Below are 21,217 nucleotides of genomic sequence, written 5' to 3'. Positions count from 1 at the left end.
GAAGTGCTCGTCGTCGCGTTCGGCCTCGCCGTCGGCGGTCTGGTGCTCCTCGCGGAAGTGACCGCCGCAGGACTCCTCGCGGTGCAGCGCGTCGAGGCACATGAGCTCGCCGAACTCGAGGAAGTCGGCGACGCGGTTGGCCTTCTCGAGCTGCTGGTTGAGCTCCTCGCCGGTGCCGGTGACCTTGACCGACTTCCAGAACTCGGTGCGCAGCTCGCGGACGCGGTCCAGCGCCTTGCGCAGGCCGCCCTCGTTGCGGGCCATGCCGCAGTAGTCCCACAGCAGCAGGCCGAGCTCCTTGTGGAAGGAGTCGACGGTACGGTTCCCGTCGATCGACAGCAGCGTGTCGATGCGACGGCGCACCTCGGCCTCGACCTCGGCGACCGCCGGCGAGCTCAGGTCGACGTCCTTGAAGCCGCCCTGCGCGATGTAATTGTTGAGCACCGGCGGCAGGACGAAGTAACCGTCCGACAGCCCCTGCATCAACGCCGACGCACCGAGGCGGTTCGCGCCGTGGTCCGAGAAGTTCGCCTCACCGATGACGAACAGGCCGGGGATGGTGCTCTGCAGGTCGTAGTCGACCCACAGCCCGCCCATCGTGTAGTGCACGGCCGGGTAGATGCGCATCGGCACCTCGTACGGGTTCTCCGCCGTGATGCGCTGGTACATGTCGAAGAGGTTGCCGTACTTGGCAGCCACCGCGTCGCGGCCCATGCGCTTGATGGCGTCGGCGAAATCGAGGTACACGCCCTGCCCGCCGGGGCCGACGCCGTTGCCGGCGTCGCACTGGTTCTTCGCGGCGCGGGACGCGATGTCGCGGGGCACGAGGTTGCCGAACGCCGGGTAGATCCGCTCCAGGTAGTAGTCGCGCCCGTCCTCCGGGATCTCGTTCGGTGGACGGGGGTCGCCGCCCTTCTTCGGCACCCAGATGCGGCCGTCGTTGCGCAGCGACTCGCTCATCAGCGTCAGCTTGCTCTGGTGCTCGCCGGAGCGCGGGATGCACGTGGGGTGGATCTGGGTGTAGCAGGGGTTCGCGAGGTATGCGCCGCGCTTGTGCGCCCGCCAGATGGCGCTCGCGTTCGAGCCCTTCGCGTTCGTCGAGAGGTAGAAGACGTTGCCGTAACCGCCGGTGGCCAGCACGACCGCGTCGGCGAGGTAGGTCGTGATCTCGCCGCTGACCAGGTCACGGGCGACGATGCCGCGAGCGCGCCCGTCGGTGACCACGATGTCGAGCAGCTCGGTGCGGGCGTGCATGTCGATGTTGCCCAGCGAGATCTGCCGCTCGAGGGCCTGGTAGGCGCCGACGAGCAGCTGCTGCCCGGTCTGGCCGCGCGCGTAGAACGTGCGCTGCACCTGCACGCCGCCGAACGAGCGGGTGTCGAGCAGGCCGCCGTACTCGCGGGCAAACGGCACGCCCTGCGCGACGCACTGGTCGATGATGTTGGCCGAGACCTCGGCGAGCCGGTAGACGTTCGACTCGCGCGAGCGGAAGTCGCCGCCCTTCACGGTGTCGTAGAACAGCCGGTAGGTGGAGTCGCCGTCGTTGCGGTAATTCTTCGCTGCGTTGATGCCGCCCTGCGCGGCCACCGAGTGCGCGCGCCGCGGCGAGTCCTGGAAGCAGAACTGGATGACGTGGTAGCCCTGCTCGGCCAGCGTGGCGCCGGCCGAGCCACCGGCCAGCCCGGTGCCCACCACGATGATCTTGTGCTTGCGCCGGTTGGCCGGGTTCACGAGCTTGGCGTCGAACTTGCGCTGCGTCCAGCGGCGCTCGATGTCGATGTCCGGCGCCTTGCCGTCGGCAAGCGGGTCGCCCACGTCGTAGAGGTCGGTGTGCGCGTTGACCACGCGCTCCGGTGCGTCGTCGTTCACTTCGCTCATCGGACGAGACCTCCCATGACTGCGGCGGGAACCACGATGAAGCCCAGGCTGATGATCAGCGCCAGGGCGGTGCCCGTACGTTCGATGGTGCGCCGTCGCGCCGCGTTCTGCCCGAAACCCAGGGTCTCGGTCGCGCTACGGAAGCCGTGGTTGATGTGCATCCCGAGCAGCACCATGGCCACGATGTAGATCAGGTTCATCCACCACGTCTGGAAGTCCTTCGTGACGTTGTGGTACGGCGCGCCCTGGTGGAAATCGGGGTTGACCACGCCCGCGGACAGGTCGAGCAGGTGCCAGACCAGGAACACGAGCAGGAACGCGCCGCCCCAGCGCATGGTGTTGGGCGCGTAGCGCGCCTTGAGCCGCTGGCCGTGGTCGTAGGACACCGGCCGGGACTGACGGGCCCGCTGCGCCAGCTGCGCCGCCGAGGTCACGTGCAGGACCAGCGACACGACCAGCACCGCGCGCAGGATCCAAAGGAACCAGACGTTGTGCAGCACCGGGTTGCCGATGGTGCGCAGCCACTCCGAGTAGTGGTCGTAGTCCTTGCGCCCGAAGAAGATCTTCAGGTTGCCCAGCATGTGCAGGAGCAGGAAGGCGATCATGATCATTCCGGTGACAGCCATGATCGTCTTCTTGCCGATCGAGGAGTCCCAGAGCGTGCGCGCCACGCCGCGCGTCTGCAGGTCGAGAGCCACAGGAAAAAGCTATGCCCGCGCTGATCATTGGTCAAAGAGAGGTTGGTCGCACTCTCGATAGGATGTGACTATGCAACTGCAGCAGCTCGCCTACTTCGTGGCCGTGGCCGACACGGGGCAGTTCACCCGGGCGGCGCACCGCATGGGGGTGGCCCAGCCGTCGCTGTCCCAGCAGATCCGGGCGCTCGAGGCCGATCTGGACGCGCCGCTGCTGCACCGCACACGGGGCAACGTGACGCTGACCGACGCTGGTGAGGCCCTGCTGCCCGTCGCCCGGCGCATCCTCGCCGACGTCGATGCGGCCCGACGTGAGATTCGCGACGTCCACGACCTGGGCCGCGGACGGGTCCGGCTCGGCGCGACGCCGAGCCTGTGCACCGGGTTGCTGCCGATGATGCTGGCGCGGTTCCGCAGCGAGGCACCGAACGTCCAGATCGTCGTGCACGAGAGCGGGTCGCGCGACCTGCAGAACGAGCTGGCCGAGGGGGCGTTGGACCTCGCCTTGATCATCGACCCGCGGGTGCCGGACGACCCGGCGCTGCGCACCGTCGCGCTGCTCGACGAGCAGCTGGTGGTCATCTCGTCGCGATCCGGGCCGCGCCCGACCCGGCGCTCGTCGATGGCGGTGGGCGACCTCGAGGGGCGACCGCTGGTGATGTTCCGCAGCGGGTACGACCTGCGCGAGCGGACGGTCGCCGCCTGCGTCGCCGCCGGGTTCGACCCCACGTTCTCGGTCGAGGGCGGCGAGATGGACGCGGTGCTCGAGTTCGTACACGCGGGCCTCGGGCTCGCCGTCGTGCCGAGCACGGTCGCCACACCCCGGTTCTGGGTCACGCCGTTCACCCCGCCGGGCATCCGGCGCACCGTGCTGCTGGCCGAGCGCGCCGACGTCGAGGCACCGCGCGCCGCCCGCGCCCTGCACGAGAGCATCGTCGACTTCCTGCAGCGAGCCGCGGACACCGACAGCCTGCCGAGCGGGGTGCAGGCGCTGACCTGACGCCACCGCCGCCGGAGCGGTGCGCCGAGGCCGAAACGATCAGGCGTCCGCGACCGGATCCATGACGCCGGCGGCCGCGGCGAACACGGTGCCCCTGCCCTCGACCGGCACCGCCTCGTCCCCGGCGGGCACGAACGCGGCACTCCCCGGGGTGAGGACCTCGCCCCCGACCGCCACCGTCCCCTCGGTGCACAGCACGATCCACGGTTCGTCGTGGCCGAGCGTCACCTGGCCCTCGACGGCGGAGACGTCGAAGGGCAGCAGCCGGAAGTCCGGGACGGGCACCGCGAAGACCCCGTTGGTGGCCGGCCAGCGCGGCTCGCGCAGCTCCCGGAAGTCGGTGATCCGCAGCAGTTCGGGCACGTCGACGTGCTTGCTCGTCAGACCGCACCGCAGGACGTTGTCGCTGTTGGCCATGATCTCGACGCCGGTGCCGTGCAGGTAGGCGTGCACGTTGCCGGCGCCGAGGTAGATGGCCTCCCCCGGCTCGAGGCGGACGTGGTTGAGCAGCAGTGCCAGCACCACGCCGATGTCGCCCGGGTAGTCGTCGGAGGTGAGCTCGACGACGCGGGCGAGGTCGCTGTGCCGGCCGAGGCGGGTCGCCGCACGGACCAGCGCGCCGACCAGGGTCGCCGGGTCGGGGTGCTCGAGCACGGCCGTGAACGCGGCACGCAAGGGGTCCGCCGCGCCCAGCGCCGTGGTCAGGAAGTCGAGCTCGGGCAGGGCCAGCTCGGCGAGCAGGTCGCGCGTCTCGGCGACCGGGCGGAACCCGCACAACGCCTCGAACGGCGTCAGCGCGCACAGCAGCTCGGGCTTGTGGTTCGGGTCGCGGTAGTTGCGGTTCGGGGCGTCGCGGGGCACGCCGGCGCGGTCCTCGGCGGCGAAGCCGTCCCGGGCCTGCTCGAGGGCCGGGTGCACCTGGATGGACAGCGCCCTGTCGGCCGCCAGCACCTTGAGCAGGAAGGGCAGGCGTTCGCCGAACCGGGAGATGACCGCCGGCCCGAGCGCCCCGACCGGGTCGGCGGCGATGATCGCGTCCAGGGTGCTCCCGTGGTCCGGTGCCGGCGACGGATCGTCCGGGTGCGCGCCGAACCACAGCTCGGCCACCGGCCGGCCGTCGGGCTCCACGCCCAGCAACTCCGGGATGGCGGTGGGCGATCCCCAGTCGTAGCGACGGATCGCACCCTCGAGGCGGACGACGCTCATGGCCGCCTCACTTCGTTCGCCGCGCCGAAGGCGCCACATCCATGGTTCGCTCGCAAGCGTCGCTCACGAGGGCCGGTCCAGGTCGGGCTCGAGGTAGATGACGCGGGCCGTCGGCACCGCGTCGCGCACGCGCGCCTCGGCCGCGTCGATCGCCCCTGCCACCTCGGCGAGCGGGGTGCCGGCCGGCATGGCCAGCTTGGCGCCCACGAGCAGTTCCTCCGGGCCGAGGTGCATGGTCCGCAGGTGGATGACACGGTCGACGCCGTCCCCGACCAGCGCCCGCTCGATCGCCGACACCTGCACCGGTGCTGCGGACTCGCCGACGAGCAGGCTCTTCGTCTCGACCATGAGCACGACGGCGACGGCCAGCAGCAGGACGCCGATCGCGCACGTGCCGACGCCGTCCCAGACGGGGTCGCCGGTGACCTCGGCCAGCCCGACGCCCAGCAGGGCGAGCACCAGGCCGGTCAGCGCCGCGACGTCCTCGAGCAGCACGGCGGGCAGCTCGGGCACCTTGGCGTGCCGGATGAAACCGACCCAGCTGTCGTCGCCCTTGTGCGGCCGGGACTCGTGCACCGCCGTGCGCAACGAGTACCCCTCGAGGCAGATGGCGACGAGCAGGACGACGACGGCCACGATCGGGCTGTCGAGGTGGTGCGGTTCGCGGATCTTCTCCACGCCCTCGTAGAGCGCGAACAGCCCGCCCAGGGAGAACAGCATCAACGCGACGAGGAACGCGTACACGAAGCGTTCGCGTCCGTACCCGAAGGGATGGTCCTTGTCCGCCGCCTGCCTGGCCTTGGCGCCACCTCGCAGGAGCAGGCCCTGGTTGCCGGAGTCGACCACCGAGTGCACGCCCTCGGCGAGCATCGACGACGACCCGGTGACGGCGAACGCGATGAACTTGATCAGCGCGATGCCGAGGTTCGCCGACAGCGCGGCGACGATGGCCTTGGACCCTCCCCCGGTGCTCATGCGTCCGTGCTCCGATCCAGGCCTGGGTCGACCCCGAGGCCAAGTGCCAGGTAGGACGCGGTGAAGTCACCGAACGCGGTGGCCGCGGCGAAGCGGGCCAGCGGGTCACCGGCCGGCACGTCGACGCTGGACGACCGCAGCCCGAGGCCGGACGCCAGGTCGAGCAGGGCCGCAGCCGCGCGTCGGGCCGCCATCTCGTCGAGCTGGATCTCGGCGTCGGACCGGTCGCCCAGCAGCGGGTCGTCGGGCGACCCGTCGTCGCCGACGACGAGCAGCCGCGGACGTGCGGGCCCCACGTCCTCGACCCGGTCGCGGAAGAAGTCGTCCTCGGCCGGCGGCGCGTCGGACCCGCGCAGCAGCGCCGCGGCCCGCCCGACACCGTCGGGCAGGCTCACCGACACCGAGCCGGCGCCCGCGAAATGCTGCAGCCCGTCGGACATCGCGCGCGCCGCGACGCCCGCGAGCACACCGGCCCCGGCGACGAGCGGGGTGGACTCGGCGAACTCGACGGCCAGTGCCTTCGCCGGGCTCGTGAACGCCTCGCCGTTCGGGCGGTTCAGCTCGGCCTGCTCGTCGAGGGCGTCGGCGATCTCGACGAGCAGGCTCGGGGGCACCCGGTGCACGCCGAGGGCGTCCAGGGCCTGGAGCAGCGGGGCGAGCACCGACCACCGCGCCGCACGCGGGTGCAGGTCGCGCGGGAGCTCGTGGAGCGGCGCGCGCCCGGCGGCGGCCGCCGCCACCTGGCTGCCGGCCGGCGCTACGACGGCCATGGTCAGCCCGCGCTGCGCGCCCTGTGCCGCCAGCTGCGCCAGCCGCGGGTGCCGGCCGTCGACGGAGCCGACGAGCAACGCATCGGCCGGGCCGGCCCAGCGGGGCAGCTCCACGCCGTGCCACGTGAGCGCGGGCGTCCGGTCGACGCTCAACCGGGTGATCAACCGCGAGGCCGCCGACGGCGGGGCGTCGGTGACCACGAGCATGGCGCGCGGCAGCTCGCCGCCGCGCAGGCGCTCGACGCCGAAGTCGCCCGCGGTCTCGATCGCGCGCCGCACCTGGGCGCCGGCGGTCGCCAGGGACCACAGCAGCCGGGTGCGGTCGCGCTGCTCCAGCTGCGCCGGCTCGTCGAGCAGGCCCTCGTCGAAGGTCATGACCGGTCACCGCCGGCCGCCGCGACCCCGATGCCGTTCGGGCCGGGTGTCGCGTCGTCGAGCAGCAGCACCGGGATGCCGTCCTCGATGGGGTAGGTGGTGGCGCAGAACGTGCAGACGAGCGTGCGGACACCGGCGTTCGACTGCTCACGCAGCGGGGCGTGGTCGTCGCTCGGGCAGGCCAGCACCGCGAGCAGCTCGGGGTCGATGCTCATCGTCGACCGCCTGTCAGCCGCGGATGACGGCCAGCGCCTCGTCCCGGGTCGCCGCCATCACCTCGTCGGTGGGGCCCTCGACGTTGAGCCGCAACAGCGGCTCGGTGTTGGACGCTCGTACGTTCAGCCACGACCCGTCGGACAGCTCGACCGTCAGCCCGTCGAGCTCGTCGAGCGACGACGTCCGTGGCGCGAAGGCCGAACGCACGGCGTCGATGCGGCCGGGCTGGTCGCGCACGGTGGAGTTGATCTCGCCGGACGCGGCGTAGCGCGCGAACTCGGCGGTGATCTCGGTGAGGGTGCGTGGCTGCTCGCCGAGTGCGGCCAGCACGTGCATGGCCGCGAGCATGCCGGTGTCGGCGAACCAGAAGTCGCGGAAGTAGTAGTGCGCCGAGTGCTCGCCGCCGAAGACGGCGTCGACCTCGGCCATCTGCGCCTTGATGAAGGAGTGCCCCACGCGGGTGCGGACGGGGCGCCCGCCGTGCTCCGCGACGATCTCCGGGACGGCGTGTGAAGTGATGAGGTTGTGAATGATCACCGAGCCCGGCGCCTTGGCCAGCTCCCGCACCGCGACCAGGGCCGTGATGGCGCTCGGCGACACCGGGGCGCCGTCGGCGTCGACCACGAAGCACCGGTCGGCGTCGCCGTCGAAGGCCAGGCCGAGGTCGGCGCCGACCTCGACCACCCTGCGCTGCAGGTCGACGAGGTTCGCGGGCTCCAGCGGGTTCGCCTCGTGGTTCGGGAACGTGCCGTCGAGCTCGAAGTACAGCGGCACGATGTCGAGCGGCAACGCCGGCAGCACCGTGTCGCCGAGCACCGCCGGCACCGTGTAGCCGCCCATGCCGTTGCCGGCGTCCACGACGACCTTCAGCGGCCGGATGCCGGCCAGGTCGACGAGGCCCCGCAGGTACTCGGCGTAGGCGGTCAGCAGGTCGACCTGCTCGACGTCACCGGACGCGCTCCCGGCGGGGATGCCCGTGTCCAGGTAGGCGCCGGCGCGTTCCCGGATGTCACGCAGTCCGGTGTCGACGCCGATGGCCACTGCGTTCGCGCGGCACATCTTGATGCCGTTGTACTGCGCCGGGTTGTGGCTGGCCGTGAACATCGCCCCGGGCAGGCCGAGGTGGCCGGACGCGAAATACAGCAGGTCGGTGGAGCCCAGCCCGGCCTCGACCACCGAGGCACCGCGCATCATGGCGCCCTCGGCGAAGGCCCGCGCGAGCCCCGGCCCGGTCTCGCGCATGTCGTGGGCGATGACGATGCGCATCCCTCCCGCGGTGCCGGCACCGGTCTGTCCGCCGAAGACCACGTCGACGAAGGCGGCGCCGATCGCGCGGGCGATCGATTCGTCGAGCTGGTCCGGGACGACGCCTCGGACGTCGTAGGCCTTGACCAGTGCCGAGAGATCCACGGACGGAGCCTACCGAGCGGACCCCTGGGGTCAGTGTGCCGGCGGGACCACGCGCAGGTGGCCGCGGCGGCCGGTCAGCGCGTCGCCGGCCTCGGTGCTGCGCACGGCGGTGTCGGCCCGGCCGGCCTCGCGCACCGCGTCGGCCAGGGCCTCGAGGTCGTCGGCGTGCGGGATGGGCGACGGGAACTCCCCGACGTGGCGCATGACCTCCCACCCGCGCGGCACGGTGAGGCGCACCGCGTGCTCCTCGCACAGGTCGTAGGAATGCGGCTCGGCGTAGGAGGCGAGCGGGCCGACCACGGCGGTGAGGTCGGCGTAGGCGTACGTCAGCGTCGCCACTGCGGCTCGCGCACACCCGGTCCTGGTGCAGCGCCGGACGTGCATCATGCGGCCCCCTTCGCCCCCTTCACAACTGTCGGACTGTATCCCCGCCCGCGGCACGTCGCCGGTTCATTCGACGTGCCGGCGGTCGTGTCGCTCCCGCGCGACGGCCGGGACGCGTCGGTGGCCGTGTCTAGAGTGAGCGCATGCGTCACGAGAGCCGACCCGTGCGGCGCTCGACCCGGCCGCCGCGTCGCCGCGACCGGCGCGGGCGCGGCGTGCGCGGGGCGCTCGCACCCGTCGGCGTCCCGCTGCACCGCACGCGCGGTGAGGCCTTCGACGACCTCGTGCTGGACGCGGTGGACGAGATCGAGGAGCACTGGGGCGAGAGCGTCGAGGCGCTGGGCCGGCTGGAGTTCGCGGTCGAGGACGTGCCGGGCAACGAACCCGATCTGGAGTTCGCCCCTGGGGTGGTGCTCGACCGCGGCGTTCCCCTGGGGCGGCTGTTCCGGGACGGGCTGGCCGACATCGCTCAGCCGGTGATCGTCGTCTACCGCCGGCCGATCGAGGCCCGGGCCGTGGACGAGGACGACCGCGCCGACCTGGTGTTCATGGTGGTCGTCGACCTGGCCGCGGAGTTCCTCGGCAGGGACCTCGACGACTTCGACGACGCCGACTGAGCCGGCTCGGGTCGAGCGGCTGGGTCAGACGGCCTGGTCGAATCGCTAGGTCAGACGGCGCGGCGCTTGAGCCGGCGACGCTCGCGCTCGGACATGCCGCCCCAGATGCCGAACCGCTCGTCGTGCTCGAGGGCGTACTCGAGGCACTCGCTGCGGACCTCGCAGCCGGTGCAGATCTTCTTGGCCTCGCGCGTCGAGCCGCCCTTCTCGGGGAAGAAGGCCTCGGGGTCGGTCTGCGCGCAGAGCGAGCGCTCCTGCCAGCTGGCCTCCTCCGGGAGGCCGAAGATGTCGGCGAGCAACTCGCCGTCAACGGTGCCGGTCAGTTCCGTCACGACGTCCTCCTGGGGGTGAGTGCGATGTCGAATGACAGTGGCCAAATTACACGCGTGTCGTTCGCGTTCGTCAAGCCGGTCAGCTGCTAAATCCGCCGCGACACGCCGATCTGCGTTATTTCGTGTCCGTTCTGTGGCCAATGCCGGGCCCGGCCGCGCGCTCGCACGCGTCGAGCACTTCCGCGACGACCGGTCGCTCGGCCACGCTGGCCCGCGCCACCGCCAGCAGACGGCGGTTCAGACGGGGTTCCGCAAGAGGCAGCACCTGGACCGGGGCCGCGTCCTCGGCGACCGAACGCCGCGGCAGCACGGCCACGCCGTGACCGTCCGCGACGGCCCGGACGAGCAGCAGCATGTCGTCGGTCTCCCACCGGACCCGCGGCTCGAACCCGGCCGTGCGGCACGCGGCCCGCACGGCCCGGCCGCAGGCGGCATCCTCGGGCGGCATCACCCAGGCGGCGTCGGCGAGGTCGGTCAACGACAGCCGGCCCCGCCGTCGGGCGCCGGCGGGGCGCACCACGACGAGCGGCTCGGTGCACAGTTCGCGCACCACGGCGTGCTCGGGCAGCGCCAGCGGCACGTAGTCGTACTCGTCGACGACGGCGAGGTCGACGTCGTCGGCGAGCAGCAGGCCCAGACCGCGCCCGGGCTCGGCCGACCGCACCCGGACCTCGATGCCCGGCCGGGACGCGCGCAGCTCGGTGACCGCCGTCGACACCACGGTGGCGGCCGCGCTGGCGACCGCGGCCATCGTCACCGAGCCGGACACCGAGCCGGCGAGGCGGTCGAGGTCGGCACGGGCGACGCCGAGCAGGTCCAGCACCTCAGCCGCACGGTCGGACAGGGCCTGCCCGGCGCCGGTGAGCGCGACGCCCCGCGGCGACCGGTCGACCAGGGCCGTCGCGGTCTCCCGTTCGAGCAGCGCGAGCTGCTGCGACACCGCCGAGGGGGTCAGCCCCATCGCCCGGGCCGCGCCGGCGATCGAGCCGCGCAGGCCCACCTCGCGCAGCAGCCGCAGCCGTCCCACGTCGAGCGGCACGTCCGAGCCGACCCTGCTGGTCATAAGCACAACTTACGACATAGTCTGAGCAGACGTAAGCTTTCGAGGGAGTATCCGATGAGCCTGCCCACCGCCGACACCCTGCCCACGCCGGACGCCCTGGCCGACGAGACGCGCGCCGTCCTCGGCCGGCTCGGCGTCACCGCCGTCGGCTCGGAGGGCGAGCTGCCCGCCCGCAGCCCGATCACCGGCAGCGAGCTCGGCCGGGTCGCCGGGCACACCGCGGGCGACGTCGCCGACACCGTCGCCGCGGCCCAGCAGGCGTTCCTCGCCTGGCGCACGGTGCCCGCCCCGGTGCGCGGCCAGCTCGTCCGCGAGCTCGGCGAGCTGCTGCGCGAGCACAAGGACGACCTCGGTGCGCTGGTGTCCATCGAGGCCGGCAAGATCCGCTCCGAGGGCCTGGGCGAGGTCCAGGAGATGATCGACATCTGCGACCTCGCGGTCGGGTTGTCGCGCCAGCTCACCGGCCTGACCATCGCCTCCGAGCGGCCCGGGCACCGGATGATGGAGCAGTGGCACCCGCTCGGGGTCGTCGGCGTCATCAGCGCGTTCAACTTCCCCGTCGCCGTGTGGTCCTGGAACACCGCGCTCGCGCTGGTCTGCGGCGACGCGGTGGTGTGGAAGCCGTCGGAGAAGACGCTGCTGACGGCGCTGGCCTGCCAGGCCCTGCTCGCCGAGGCCGCCCGCCGGGTCGGCGCCCCCGAGGCCGTGTCCTCCGTGGTCCTGGGCGGGGCCGAGGTTGGCGAGGCACTGGTCGACGACCCGCGCGTCGCCCTGGTCAGCGCCACCGGCTCGACGCGGATGGGCCGCACCGTGGCCCCGCGCGTGGCCGCCCGCTTCGGCAAGCTGCTGCTGGAGCTCGGCGGCAACAACGCCGCCGTGGTCGCCCCGTCGGCCGACCTCGCCCTCACCGTCCGCGGGCTCGTGTTCTCGGCCGCCGGCACCGCCGGTCAGCGCTGCACCAGCCTGCGTCGCGTCATCGTGCACGAGTCCGTCGCCGACGAGCTGTGCCGACGCCTGAGCGCGGCCTACGAGACGCTGCCCATCGGCTCGCCGCTGGCCGACGGCACGCTGGTCGGGCCGCTGATCGACGAGGCGTCCTACCGCGGCTACGTCGAGGCCATCGAGAAGGCCGTCGCCAACGGCGGCACCGTGCTGGTGGGCAACGAGCGGGTCCTCATCGACGACGCACCCGATGCCTACTACGTGCGCCCGACGATCGTCCGGATGCCGACGCAGAGCGAGATCGTGCGCTCGGAGACCTTCGCCCCGATCCTCTACGTCATGACCTACTCCGACTTCGACGACGCGCTCGCCATGCACAACGAGGTGCCGCAGGGCCTGTCGTCGTCGATCTTCACCCTGAACGTGCGCGAGGCCGAACGGTTCGTCAGCGCCGACGGGTCCGACTGCGGCATCGCCAACGTCAACATCGGCCCGTCGGGTGCCGAGATCGGCGGCGCGTTCGGCGGCGAGAAGGAGACCGGCGGCGGCCGCGAGTCCGGCTCGGACGCGTGGCGCGCCTACATGCGCCGCGCGACGAACACGGTCAACTACTCGACCGAGCTGCCGCTCGCGCAGGGCGTCGAGTTCGGCTGACCGACCCGCCGGCCTTCGGGAGTTGTCCGCGCTTCCCTGCGTCCTGACGCGCCCGGGCGCGGACAACTCGGTGGGTTACCCGAGCGTTCGCGGTGTGGCCGCCGTGTACCTGACGTCGACGACGGGCGGGTCGTCGTACGCCGGCTTCCCGCCCGTAGGGGTCGCTGAGCGACGCTGCATCGTGACCACAACGGGCGGGAAGACGCGAACGGATCACTTGCCGAGCTTGCGGAAGTCCCAGCTGGTGATCTTGGTGGGCGTGATCCGCAGCCAGCCGTGACGCAGGTCGTGGAACATCTCGCCGTTGTTCTCGGCCAGGTACTTGCCGCCGAAGATGCGCTCGACCTCGACGAGGGCGGCGTCGGGCGCGCCGGTGCGTGGCAGCTCACCGACCGGCTCGGCGCGGCCCGTGATCTCGACCCCGCGTAGCTCGAAGTACTCGGTGCCCGCGTCGACAACCGCACTGATCCGCGGGTCGCATTCGAGGTCGGCCCAGCGCTGGCTGCGCTGGATCGAGTACAACCACAGGCACGAACCGTCCCACGCGAACCACAGCGGCGTCGCGTGCGGGCCGTCGAGACCCAGCGTCGCGACCCGGCAGGTGCGCTCGCCCGCGAGGAAATCGTCGCGTTCGGCGTCGGTCATTGCGATCTTGCGACCGCGTTTCTGGGGACGCAGGGGCGGGGCGTCGTGCTGGTCGTCGGCCATGCCCGGCGACGCTACCGGCTCGGACGGCACCGAAGGTCAGGACGTGACGCGCGACGCCGCCAGCGCGATGCGGTCGTCCGGTGCGACCGCGGCGACGCGGAAGAACCCGTCACCGTCGGGGCCGTAGAACTCCCCCGGCGACACGACGATGCCGGCCCGGCGGGCGAGGTCGCGCGCGGCCTCCCAGGCATCGCCGCCCGGCGCGGGCACCCAGAGGTAGAAAGCACCGTCGGGCAGCTCGGCGGGGTAGCCGGCGCGGCCGAGCAAGTCGGCGAGTACACGGAGCCGGCCCAGGTAGCGCTGCCGCTGCACCTCGACGTGGGCGTCGTCGTCGAGGGCGACGATGGCCGCCTGCTGCACCGGCCCGGGTGGCATCAGCCCGACGTGCTTGCGGGTCTCGCGCAGGTAGTGCACCAGCTCGGGATCGCCGGCGTAGAAGCCGATGCGGGCCCCGGCGAAGTTGTCGCGCTTGGACAGCGAGTGCACGGCGAGCACGCCCTGCACGCCCTCGCGCAGGATCGTGGTGGGCCCGGACGGGTGCCAGGTGAACTCGGCGTAGCACTCGTCGGACAGCACCGGCACGCCGTGGTCACGGCCCCACTCGGCGGCCTCGACGAGGTCGTGCAGTTCACCGCTCGGGTTGGCCGGCGAGTTGACCCATACGCACAGGGCCCGTGCCGCATCGTCCGGTGAGATGTCGCCGAGCTTGGTGTACGGCACGGCCCGCGCGCCGGCGAGCGTCGCTCCCATGGCGTAGGTCGGGTAGCTGATCGACGGGTACAGGACCGTGTCGCGCGACGGATCGCGCAGCTGCAGGTACTGCGGCACCGTGGCCACGAACTCCTTGGTGCCGACGCACGCGGCGACCTCGCTGCGGGCATCGACTGTCGCACCGAGACGACGCTCGACCCAGCGTGCGGCGGCCTGCCGGAAGGCCAGGGTGCCGATGCTCGGCGGGTAGCCGCGCGCGGCGTCGCCCTCGGCCAGGGCGGCGAGCACCGCGGGCGGGGTCGGGTCGCACGGCGTGCCGATGGACAGGTCGACCCGCCCGCCGGGGTGCTCGTCGGCCAGGGCCGCGATCTCGTCGAGCCGGTCGTAGGGGTACGGCGGCGGGACGAACGGCTGGGCGGTCACGGACGTTCCTCTCGCGAGTGGTCATCTGTACGTCGAGTGGTCGTTTGTGGCTGACCACCGGACGCCGAAGTGTCCACTCGATGGTCGTCGAGCAGCTGCGCCAGGTGGACACCGCGGCGGTCGGCCAGCTGCTCGAGCTGGGTGCGGCAGGAGAACCCGTCGGCCAGCACCGTGGCGCCGTCGCCGGCCGCGCGCACCGCCGGCAGCAACGCCGTCTCGGCGACCTGCACCGACACGTCGTAGTGGCCCTGCTCGACGCCGAAGTTGCCCGCCAGCCCGCAACACCCGCCGACCGCGGTGACGGACGCACCGGCGTCGCGCAGCAGCGCCGCGTCGGTGTCCCAGCCCATGACCGCGTGCTGGTGGCAGTGCGGCTGCGCGACGGCCTCGACCCCGGCCAGCGACGGCGGCGTCCAGCCCGGCGTCTCCGCGAGCAGCTCGGCCAGGGTGCGCGTCTGCGCGGCCACGAGGGCCGCCCGCTCGTCGTCGGGCAGCAGCTCCACGACGTCCTGACGCAGCACCGCGGTGCACGACGGCTCGAGCCCGACAACGGGGATACCGGCGCGGACGGCGTCCTCGAGCGCGTCGAGGGTGCGCAGCAGCTGCCGGCGTGCCCCGTCGAGCTGGCCGGTCGAGATCCACGTCAGCCCGCAGCAGACCTGCCGGCCGGTGAGCTGCACCGCGTACCCAGCGTCCTCGAGCACCCGAACCGCCGCCTGCCCGACCTCGGGCGAGAACGCGTTCGTGAACGTGTCGACCCACAGCAGCACGGGCGGGGCGGTACGGGTGGGCTGCCGGCGGAACCAGCTGCGGAACGTGCGCCGCGCGAAGGCCGGCAACGGGCGGCGCTGGTCGATGCCGCCCAGGCGCTTGGCCCTGCGCGCCAGCCGCTCGTTGGCCAGCGTCGCGTTGGCCAGCCGTGGCGCCAGCCCGGCGAGCCGCGCGTGCCGCGGCAGCCAGCCCAGCGCGTAGTGCGCGGCCGGGCGCAGCTTGCGGCGGTACTTCTGGTGCAGCACCTCGGCCTTGTAGGTGGCCATGTCGACGCCCGCCGGGCAGTCCGACGAGCAGCCCTTGCACGACAGGCACAGGTCGAGCGACTCGGCGAGCTCCGGTGCGTCGTACCCGCCGATCAGCGAGCCGTTGGCGAGCTCCTGCAGCACGCGCGCGCGGCCGCGGGTCGAGTCCTTCTCGTCGCGGGTGGCGAGGTAAGACGGGCACATGACGCCGCCGGTCGCGGTGGTGTCGGCGCGGCACTTGCCGACGCCGACGCAGCGGTGCACCGCGGTCGACAGGTCGCCGCCGTCGTGCGGGTAGGCGAACGCGAGGTTGCGGCGTAACGGCCGCGCTGCCGGAACACGCAGGTCGGCGTCCACCGGCGCGGGGTCGACGAGCACACCCGGGTTGAGCAGGTTGCCGGGGTCGAAGACGCGCTTCACCTGACCGAACGCGCGGATGGCCTCGGCCGAATACATCCGCGGCAGCAGCTCGCCGCGCGCACGGCCGTCACCGTGCTCGCCGCTCAACGAACCGCCGTGCGCGCCGACGAGCGTCGCCGCGGCCTCGACGAACTGCCGGAAGCGCGGCGGGTCGGACGTCAACGGGAAGTCGAGCCGCACGTGGATGCAACCGTCGCCGAAGTGCCCGTAGGCCAGGCCGTCGACGCGGTGCTCCCGCATGAGCGCCTCGAACTCACGCAGGTAGGCGCCGAGCCGCTCCGGAGGGACGGCGGCGTCCTCCCAGCCGGGCCAGGCCGGCGCGCCCGCCGGGGTGCGGCCGCCCAGGCCGGCACCGTCCTCGCGGATGCGCCACAGGGCGACGGCGTCGCGACCGGTGACGATCGCGGAGTCCAGCGCCCCGGCGTCGGCGATGAGCTTCTCGGCGCGGTCCCGCGCCTCGGCCTCGGTGTCGCCGGCCGTCTCGACGAACAGCCAGCCGTCGCCGCGCGGCAGGTCCGGGACCGCGGACGGCCCGCGGCGCCGCCGCACGACGTCGACCAGCCGGGCGTCCATGCCCTCGAGCGCGACCATGTCGTGCGACAGCAGCCCGGGTACGGCGTCGGCGGCGCTCGGCATGTCCGGGTAGCCGAGCACGGTGAGCACGACCGCCTTCGGCGACTCGACGAGCCGGACGGTGGCCTCGGTCGTGATGCCCAGCGTCCCCTCGGTTCCGACGAGGAAGCGCGCGAGGTCGACGCCGTTCTCGGGCAGCAGGTGCTCGAGCGAGTAGCCGGACACCTGCCGGCGGAAGCGGCCGAACTCGGTGCGGATGGTCGCCAGGTGCTCGCGGACGACACCGTCCAGCGCGGCCAGCGATCCGGGCAGCGGGCCGCGGCCCGCCGTGACCGGCGTCCCGTCGGCCGTCAGCAGCTCGAGCCCGAGCACGTTGTCGGCGGTACGGCCGTACTTCAGCGCCCGCGACCCGCACGCGTTGTTGGCGATCGAGCCACCGACGGTGGCCCGGGCGTGGGTGGACGGGTCGGGCCCGTACCGCAACCCGTGCGGCGCCGCGGCCAGCGTGACGGCGTCCAGGATCGCTCCCGGCTCGACCCGCGCCGTCCGCGCGTCGGGGTCGACGTCCAGCACCCGGTTCAGGTGACGGGAGAAGTCCAGGACCAACCCGGCCCCGACCGCGTTGCCGGCCGTCGAGGTGCCGCCGCCGCGGCTGGTCAGCGGCACGCCGAGCTCGCGGGCCACCCCCAGCGCGGCCGCGACCTCGTCGACGTGGCGCGGGAACGCGACCGCCGTAGGCACGACGCGATAGTTTGACGCGTCGGTGGAGTACTCGGCTCGCCGCCGCACGCTGTCGTCGACCTCGGCGACACCCGCCTGCCGCAGCGCGGCCGCGAGATCGGTCGTCGTCAGGGTCACCCGGTCATTGTCCCGCACGCGCGACAGCGTGGTCACGGGCGGACGGTATGCAGACGCGCCGGCCCCGGCCCGCGTGTCTGCATACCGTCGCGACGCGGGGCAGCGTCAGGCGGCGAGGTACGGCGGCGGCTCCGTGCCGTCCAGCGCGTACGCCACCGCGGCCCGTGCTGCTACGGGGCCGACGAGGTTGCCGGTGCCGTCGTAGCCACCGACCGCCACCACGCCGTCGGCGACGCGCACGCACAGCGGGCGTCCCTCGGCCGAGAACCCGGCCGACGCCGCCCACCGGTCCTGCACGGTCACCGGGCCGCCGGCCATCCGCGCGGCGACGTCCTCGATCCAGCCCTGCACGCCGGGCGTCGGCTCGGCCGCGTAGGTCCACTCCGCCTCGGCGTGGCGGTCGCGGCCCCCGCCCACGTAGAGCCGGCCGTCGACGCCCTGCTGCGCGTAGTCGTAGCCCCAGCGCCCGTAGACCGGGCAGTCGAGACGCGGCGCCACCGGCGCGGTGGCGAGCATCTGCAGGCGTGCGGTCCGCACCCGCCCGGCCAGCTGCGGGACGAGCCGGTCGAGCCGGCCGTCCACGGCCACGATGACGACGGGCGCGGTGACCACGCCGTGGGCCGTAGTGACCGAGCCCGCCTGCACCCGGGACACCGGGGTGTGCTCGCGCAGCGCGGCCCGGTGCTCGAGCCCGCGGGCCAGCGTCAGGGCGCGCACCGCCGGGTTCACGGCCGCGTCGTCGGGCACGAAGAACCCTACCCCCAGCGGCCCGTCGTAGTCCTCGACGGCGATCCCGTGCTCGCGCAGGGCCGCCGCGTGCGCGCGGCAGTCCTGCGCCTCCTGCTCGCGGTCGTGCTGCTCGTCGGCGTCGCGCGCCGGACCCGGCAGGCCGGCGAGACGGATGGACCCGGTGCGTCGCAGGACGCCGGGCGGCAGGACGGCCTCGAGGGTGTCGATCTCGGCGAGGGTCTCGCGGTACAGGTCGACCACGGCCGGGCCCCACGCCGCGATCGCCTGGTGCAGCGGCAGTTCGGGCCCGCCGAGCAGGAACCCGCCGTTGCGCCCGGCCGCGCCGGCCGCGACCCGACCGGCGTCCACGCCGATGACCGACAGCCCGCGGGACAGCAACGCCTCGACGGCCGCCAGGCCGGACGCACCCAGGCCGACGACGCACGCGTCGGCCGACGCGTCACCGGCCAGCGGCGGCAGCCCGGGCCAGGCCTGCACCATCGCGTCGGCGTCCCAGCCAACCGTCACCGTGCCGGCTCAGAGCACCTTGGACAGGAACGCCTTGGTGCGCTCGTGCCGCGGGTTGGCCAGCACGTCGCGGGGCGCACCGGACTCGACCACGACCCCTTCGTCCATGAAGATCAACTCGTCGGCGACCTCACGCGCGAAGCCCATCTCGTGCGTCACGACGATCATGGTCATGCCGTCGCGCGCGAGCTGCTTCATGACGTCGAGGACCTCGCCGACCAGCTCCGGGTCCAGTGCCGAGGTCGGCTCGTCGAACAGCATCAGCTTCGGTTTCATGGCCAGCGCCCGGGCGATGGCGACGCGCTGCTGCTGGCCGCCCGACAGCTGCGCCGGGTAGGACTTCTCCTTGTCGGCCAGGCCCACCTGCTTCAGCAGCGCCCGCGCGTCGGCGACGGCCTGCGCCTTCGACACCTTGCGCACCTTCGTGGGCGCCTCGATGAGGTTCTGCAGCACGGTCATGTGCGGGAAGAGATTGAAGTGCTGGAAGACCATGCCGACGTCCTCACGCCGCTTGGCGATCTCGCCCTCGCGCATCTCGTGCAGCTTGTTGCCCGCGCGCCGGTAGCCGACCAGATGACCGTCGACGAGCAGCCGGCCACCGTTGATCTTCTCGAGGTGGTTGATGCACCGGATGAACGTCGACTTGCCCGACCCCGACGGCCCGATGATGCACAACACCTGACCCGGGTTGACGTGCAGCGTGATGCCTTTGAGCACCTCGAGCGAGCCGAAGGACTTACGGACCTCGTCGGCGCGGACGAGCGGCTCGCTCACGACGACGCTGCCGACTGCGGCGCACGCTGCGCGCGGTACTGGGCGAGCAGTCGCTGCCACGGGCGCGGGGCCTGGGTGCGGCTGGTGCCGCGCCCGAAGCGACGTTCGAGGAAGTACTGCCCGACGGACAGGATGGACGTCATGATCAGGTACCAGATGCTGGCCACGACGAGCAGCGGGATCTGCAGGAACGTGGCCTGGTTGTAGATGTTCTGCGCCGCGCCGGTGAGGTCGTTCAGGCTGATGACGATCACCAGCGAGGTCGTCTTGAGCATGGAGATGGTCTCGTTGCCCGTCGGCGGGATGATGACCCGCATGGCCTGCGGAAGGACGATCCGGCGCAGGGCCAGCGTGCGGCTCATCCCCAGCGCTGCCGCCGCCTCGGACTGACCCTCGTTGACCGAGAGCAGTCCCGCGCGGGCGATCTCGGACATGTACGCGGCCTCGTTCAGGCCGAGGCCGAGCACGCCCGCCACGAACGGCGTGATGATCGAGTTCGTGTCCCACGTGTGGAACCGCGGGCCGAACGGCACGCCGATGGACAGGTTGGAGAACAGGTACGCGAACGAGAACCAGAACAGCAGCTGGACCAGCACCGGGGTGCCGCGGAAGAACCAGGTGTAGAACCACGCGGCCGACGACAGCACCGGGTTCGGCGACATGCGCATGACGGCCAGCACGACGCCGAACACGATCCCGATCGCCATCGCCAGGCCGGTGAGCTCGAGCGTCACCACGATGCCGTCGGTGATCTGGCCGTCGGTGAAGTAGCCCTGGACGTAGCTCCAGCGCCAGGCCGGGTTGACGACCAGCGAGTGGACGAGCATGGCGACGAGCACGCCCAGCACGACGACGGCGACCCAGCGCAGCGGGTGACGCACCGGGACGACGACGAGGTCGTCAGGCGACGCCTGGTCGCCCGGCCGCGCCCCGGCGCGCTGGTCGACGTCCTGGGTCATCAGGAAGTGGCGCCGTTGATCTTCGTCGAGGTAACCGCGCCCGACGTGAGGCCCCAGGTGTTGATGATCTTGGTGTAGGTGCCGTTCGCGATGAGCTGGGTCAGGGCCTTCTGGAACACCGAGGCGAGCGGGCTGCCCTTCTTGAAGGCGATGCCGTACGGCGCGGAGTCGGTGGTCTTGCCGGCCAGCTGGATCTGGCCGCCTTCGAGCTTGCCCTGGTAGGCCACGACCGGCGTGTCACCCGTGAAGGCGTCCGCGCGGCCGGCGACGAGCGCGGAGTTGACGCCGGCCTGGTCGGGCAACAGCACCGGGGTCGGCGCCTTCTTGCCGTCCTTCAGGCACTGACCCTTGAGCGTGATCGCGCCCTCGGCCTTCGTCGCGGTGAGCGCGGTCGCCTGGATGGTGCCCTTCTCGGCCGCCACGCGCAGGCCGCAGAGGTCGGCCTGGCTGGCGATCTTCTTGGGGTTGCCCTTCTTCACGCCGATCGACGTGCCGGCCGTGAAGTAGGTGACGAAGTCATTGCCCTTCTCGCGGGCGGTGTTGTCCGTGAACGCCGACATCGAGAAGTCGTAGCGCCCGGCGTTGATGCCGGACAGGATCCCGTCGAACTGCGCCTTCTTGATGTTGATCTTCACACCCATGGTCTTGCCGAGGGCGTTGGCGAGGTCGACGTCGAAACCCTGGAACCCGCCGCCCGACTTCGTGAACTCGATCGGCGCGTAGCTGGGGTCGGTGGCCATGGTCAGCGAGCCGCGGGACCGCACGCTGGCCGGCAGCTGCGAGTTCAGGCTGGTGTTCTTGGAGACCGACACCTTGGCCGACGACGCCGTGTCGTTGACCTTCTTGCCGCTGCCGCACCCGGTGAGGGCGAGAGCGGCGGCCGTCAGGATGGAGAGTCCGGCCAGGACGGGACGGGTACGCGGCGACAAGGGTTCCTCCAGGCAGCTAAGGGATGGCGACACCCTAGCCACCACACGCTGTGCTCGGGACCGTGCCCGTCC

Annotated in this window: 20 protein-coding genes; 3 read left to right on the top strand and 17 right to left on the bottom strand. The window is 72.4% G+C overall.

What is annotated here, in order from left to right; all coding sequences use genetic code 11:
• Together ACFFCA_RS08925 and ACFFCA_RS08920 are read right to left on the bottom strand one after the other, a co-directional pair.
• A partial coding sequence (locus ACFFCA_RS08925; RefSeq protein WP_375483888.1) for a fumarate reductase/succinate dehydrogenase flavoprotein subunit occupies nucleotides 1-1,878 on the bottom strand: 1,878 nt, incomplete at its 3' end.
• Nucleotides 1,875-2,504, bottom strand: a complete 630-nt coding sequence (locus ACFFCA_RS08920; RefSeq protein WP_375483898.1) for a succinate dehydrogenase cytochrome b subunit — start codon at nucleotides 2,502-2,504, stop codon at nucleotides 1,875-1,877. The genes ACFFCA_RS08925 and ACFFCA_RS08920, both read right to left, overlap by 4 nt.
• A 142-nt stretch (nucleotides 2,505-2,646) precedes the next feature.
• Between ACFFCA_RS08920 and ACFFCA_RS08915 the strand changes: the two genes are divergently transcribed.
• A complete protein-coding gene (locus ACFFCA_RS08915; RefSeq protein WP_375483886.1) occupies nucleotides 2,647-3,573 on the top strand; it encodes a LysR family transcriptional regulator in 927 nt (308 codons plus the stop codon).
• A gap of 39 nt (nucleotides 3,574-3,612) precedes the next feature.
• Here the strand turns inward: ACFFCA_RS08915 and manA are convergent, their stop codons facing one another.
• From manA to ACFFCA_RS08885, 6 genes are all read right to left on the bottom strand, one after another.
• Nucleotides 3,613-4,779, bottom strand: a complete 1,167-nt coding sequence (gene manA / locus ACFFCA_RS08910) for a mannose-6-phosphate isomerase, class I (protein ID WP_375483884.1) — start codon at nucleotides 4,777-4,779, stop codon at nucleotides 3,613-3,615.
• A 63-nt stretch (nucleotides 4,780-4,842) separates the two neighbouring features.
• Entirely contained in the window at nucleotides 4,843-5,754 is a 912-nt protein-coding gene (locus tag ACFFCA_RS08905; protein WP_375483882.1) for a cation diffusion facilitator family transporter, read from the bottom strand.
• Nucleotides 5,751-6,899, bottom strand: coding sequence for a hypothetical protein (locus ACFFCA_RS08900; RefSeq protein ID WP_375483880.1), 1,149 nt, complete (start codon nucleotides 6,897-6,899; stop codon nucleotides 5,751-5,753). Before ACFFCA_RS08900 ends, ACFFCA_RS08905 begins: the two co-directional genes overlap by 4 nt.
• Entirely contained in the window at nucleotides 6,896-7,114 is a 219-nt protein-coding gene (locus ACFFCA_RS08895) for a Trm112 family protein (protein WP_375483878.1), read from the bottom strand. The genes ACFFCA_RS08900 and ACFFCA_RS08895 overlap by 4 nt, the downstream gene beginning before the upstream one ends.
• Nucleotides 7,115-7,127: 13 nt before the next feature.
• A complete protein-coding gene (locus tag ACFFCA_RS08890; protein ID WP_375483875.1) occupies nucleotides 7,128-8,525 on the bottom strand; it encodes a phosphomannomutase/phosphoglucomutase in 1,398 nt (465 codons plus the stop codon).
• 30 nt (nucleotides 8,526-8,555) lie between these two features.
• Nucleotides 8,556-8,912 carry a DUF3499 domain-containing protein gene (locus ACFFCA_RS08885; RefSeq protein WP_375483873.1) on the bottom strand — a complete coding sequence of 119 codons (357 nt, stop codon included), beginning with the start codon at nucleotides 8,910-8,912 and terminating at the stop codon, nucleotides 8,556-8,558.
• Nucleotides 8,913-9,052: 140 nt separating this feature from the next.
• Between ACFFCA_RS08885 and ACFFCA_RS08880 the strand changes: the two genes are divergently transcribed.
• On the top strand, nucleotides 9,053-9,526 hold the full coding sequence (locus ACFFCA_RS08880) for a metallopeptidase family protein (protein ID WP_375483871.1): 474 nt from the start codon (nucleotides 9,053-9,055) through the stop codon (nucleotides 9,524-9,526).
• A gap of 50 nt (nucleotides 9,527-9,576) precedes the next feature.
• Here ACFFCA_RS08880 and ACFFCA_RS08875 read toward each other — a convergent pair whose 3' ends face one another.
• Entirely contained in the window at nucleotides 9,577-9,825 is a 249-nt protein-coding gene (locus tag ACFFCA_RS08875; protein WP_375483896.1) for a WhiB family transcriptional regulator, read from the bottom strand.
• Between the two features lie 148 nt (nucleotides 9,826-9,973).
• On the bottom strand, nucleotides 9,974-10,921 hold the full coding sequence (locus ACFFCA_RS08870) for a LysR family transcriptional regulator (protein ID WP_375483869.1): 948 nt from the start codon (nucleotides 10,919-10,921) through the stop codon (nucleotides 9,974-9,976).
• A 54-nt stretch (nucleotides 10,922-10,975) separates the two neighbouring features.
• Between ACFFCA_RS08870 and ACFFCA_RS08865 the strand changes: the two genes are divergently transcribed.
• Nucleotides 10,976-12,517, top strand: a complete 1,542-nt coding sequence (locus ACFFCA_RS08865) for an aldehyde dehydrogenase family protein (RefSeq protein ID WP_375483867.1) — start codon at nucleotides 10,976-10,978, stop codon at nucleotides 12,515-12,517.
• A 213-nt stretch (nucleotides 12,518-12,730) separates the two neighbouring features.
• Here ACFFCA_RS08865 and ACFFCA_RS08860 read toward each other — a convergent pair whose 3' ends face one another.
• From ACFFCA_RS08860 to ACFFCA_RS08830, 7 genes are all read right to left on the bottom strand, one after another.
• Nucleotides 12,731-13,225: a pyridoxamine 5'-phosphate oxidase family protein gene (locus tag ACFFCA_RS08860; protein ID WP_375483865.1), complete on the bottom strand. Its 495-nt coding sequence runs from the start codon at nucleotides 13,223-13,225 to the stop codon at nucleotides 12,731-12,733.
• A 36-nt stretch (nucleotides 13,226-13,261) separates the two neighbouring features.
• The gene (locus ACFFCA_RS08855; protein ID WP_375483863.1) at nucleotides 13,262-14,359 is read right to left on the bottom strand and encodes an aminotransferase class I/II-fold pyridoxal phosphate-dependent enzyme; all 1,098 of its coding nucleotides are present in this window, start codon (nucleotides 14,357-14,359) and stop codon (nucleotides 13,262-13,264) included.
• Nucleotides 14,356-17,253, bottom strand: coding sequence for an FAD-binding and (Fe-S)-binding domain-containing protein (locus tag ACFFCA_RS08850; protein ID WP_375483894.1), 2,898 nt, complete (start codon nucleotides 17,251-17,253; stop codon nucleotides 14,356-14,358). The genes ACFFCA_RS08855 and ACFFCA_RS08850 overlap by 4 nt, the downstream gene beginning before the upstream one ends.
• A 78-nt stretch (nucleotides 17,254-17,331) precedes the next feature.
• Nucleotides 17,332-18,483: an NAD(P)/FAD-dependent oxidoreductase gene (locus ACFFCA_RS08845; protein ID WP_375483861.1), complete on the bottom strand. Its 1,152-nt coding sequence runs from the start codon at nucleotides 18,481-18,483 to the stop codon at nucleotides 17,332-17,334.
• 9 nt (nucleotides 18,484-18,492) lie between these two features.
• Entirely contained in the window at nucleotides 18,493-19,257 is a 765-nt protein-coding gene (locus ACFFCA_RS08840; protein WP_375483859.1) for an amino acid ABC transporter ATP-binding protein, read from the bottom strand.
• On the bottom strand, nucleotides 19,254-20,216 hold the full coding sequence (locus tag ACFFCA_RS08835) for an amino acid ABC transporter permease (protein ID WP_375483857.1): 963 nt from the start codon (nucleotides 20,214-20,216) through the stop codon (nucleotides 19,254-19,256). Before ACFFCA_RS08835 ends, ACFFCA_RS08840 begins: the two co-directional genes overlap by 4 nt.
• A complete protein-coding gene (locus ACFFCA_RS08830) occupies nucleotides 20,216-21,145 on the bottom strand; it encodes an ABC transporter substrate-binding protein (protein WP_375483855.1) in 930 nt (309 codons plus the stop codon). Before ACFFCA_RS08830 ends, ACFFCA_RS08835 begins: the two co-directional genes overlap by 1 nt.
• Between the last annotated feature and the right edge of the window lie 72 nt (nucleotides 21,146-21,217).

Origin of the sequence: uncultured Jatrophihabitans sp. (assembly GCF_964252635.1) — a bacterium.
Lineage (GTDB): Bacteria > Actinomycetota > Actinomycetes > Mycobacteriales > Jatrophihabitantaceae > Jatrophihabitans.
The sequence above is the reverse complement of the archived record's forward strand: the minus strand, read 5'-3'. Positions and strand labels throughout refer to the sequence as shown.

What these genes read in the sequence shown, in the direction of transcription:
- ACFFCA_RS08920 (WP_375483898.1), bottom strand. Translation starts at nt 2,504, where the DNA reads ATGGCTGTCACCGGAATGATCATGATCGCCTTCCTGCTCCTGCACATG.
- ACFFCA_RS08915 (WP_375483886.1), top strand. Translation starts at nt 2,647, where the DNA reads ATGCAACTGCAGCAGCTCGCCTACTTCGTGGCCGTGGCCGACACGGGG.
- manA (WP_375483884.1), bottom strand. Translation starts at nt 4,779, where the DNA reads ATGAGCGTCGTCCGCCTCGAGGGTGCGATCCGTCGCTACGACTGGGGA.
- ACFFCA_RS08905 (WP_375483882.1), bottom strand. Translation starts at nt 5,754, where the DNA reads ATGAGCACCGGGGGAGGGTCCAAGGCCATCGTCGCCGCGCTGTCGGCG.
- ACFFCA_RS08900 (WP_375483880.1), bottom strand. Translation starts at nt 6,899, where the DNA reads ATGACCTTCGACGAGGGCCTGCTCGACGAGCCGGCGCAGCTGGAGCAG.
- ACFFCA_RS08895 (WP_375483878.1), bottom strand. Translation starts at nt 7,114, where the DNA reads ATGAGCATCGACCCCGAGCTGCTCGCGGTGCTGGCCTGCCCGAGCGAC.
- ACFFCA_RS08885 (WP_375483873.1), bottom strand. Translation starts at nt 8,912, where the DNA reads ATGATGCACGTCCGGCGCTGCACCAGGACCGGGTGTGCGCGAGCCGCA.
- ACFFCA_RS08880 (WP_375483871.1), top strand. Translation starts at nt 9,053, where the DNA reads ATGCGTCACGAGAGCCGACCCGTGCGGCGCTCGACCCGGCCGCCGCGT.
- ACFFCA_RS08870 (WP_375483869.1), bottom strand. Translation starts at nt 10,921, where the DNA reads ATGACCAGCAGGGTCGGCTCGGACGTGCCGCTCGACGTGGGACGGCTG.
- ACFFCA_RS08865 (WP_375483867.1), top strand. Translation starts at nt 10,976, where the DNA reads ATGAGCCTGCCCACCGCCGACACCCTGCCCACGCCGGACGCCCTGGCC.
- ACFFCA_RS08860 (WP_375483865.1), bottom strand. Translation starts at nt 13,225, where the DNA reads ATGGCCGACGACCAGCACGACGCCCCGCCCCTGCGTCCCCAGAAACGC.
- ACFFCA_RS08835 (WP_375483857.1), bottom strand. Translation starts at nt 20,216, where the DNA reads ATGACCCAGGACGTCGACCAGCGCGCCGGGGCGCGGCCGGGCGACCAG.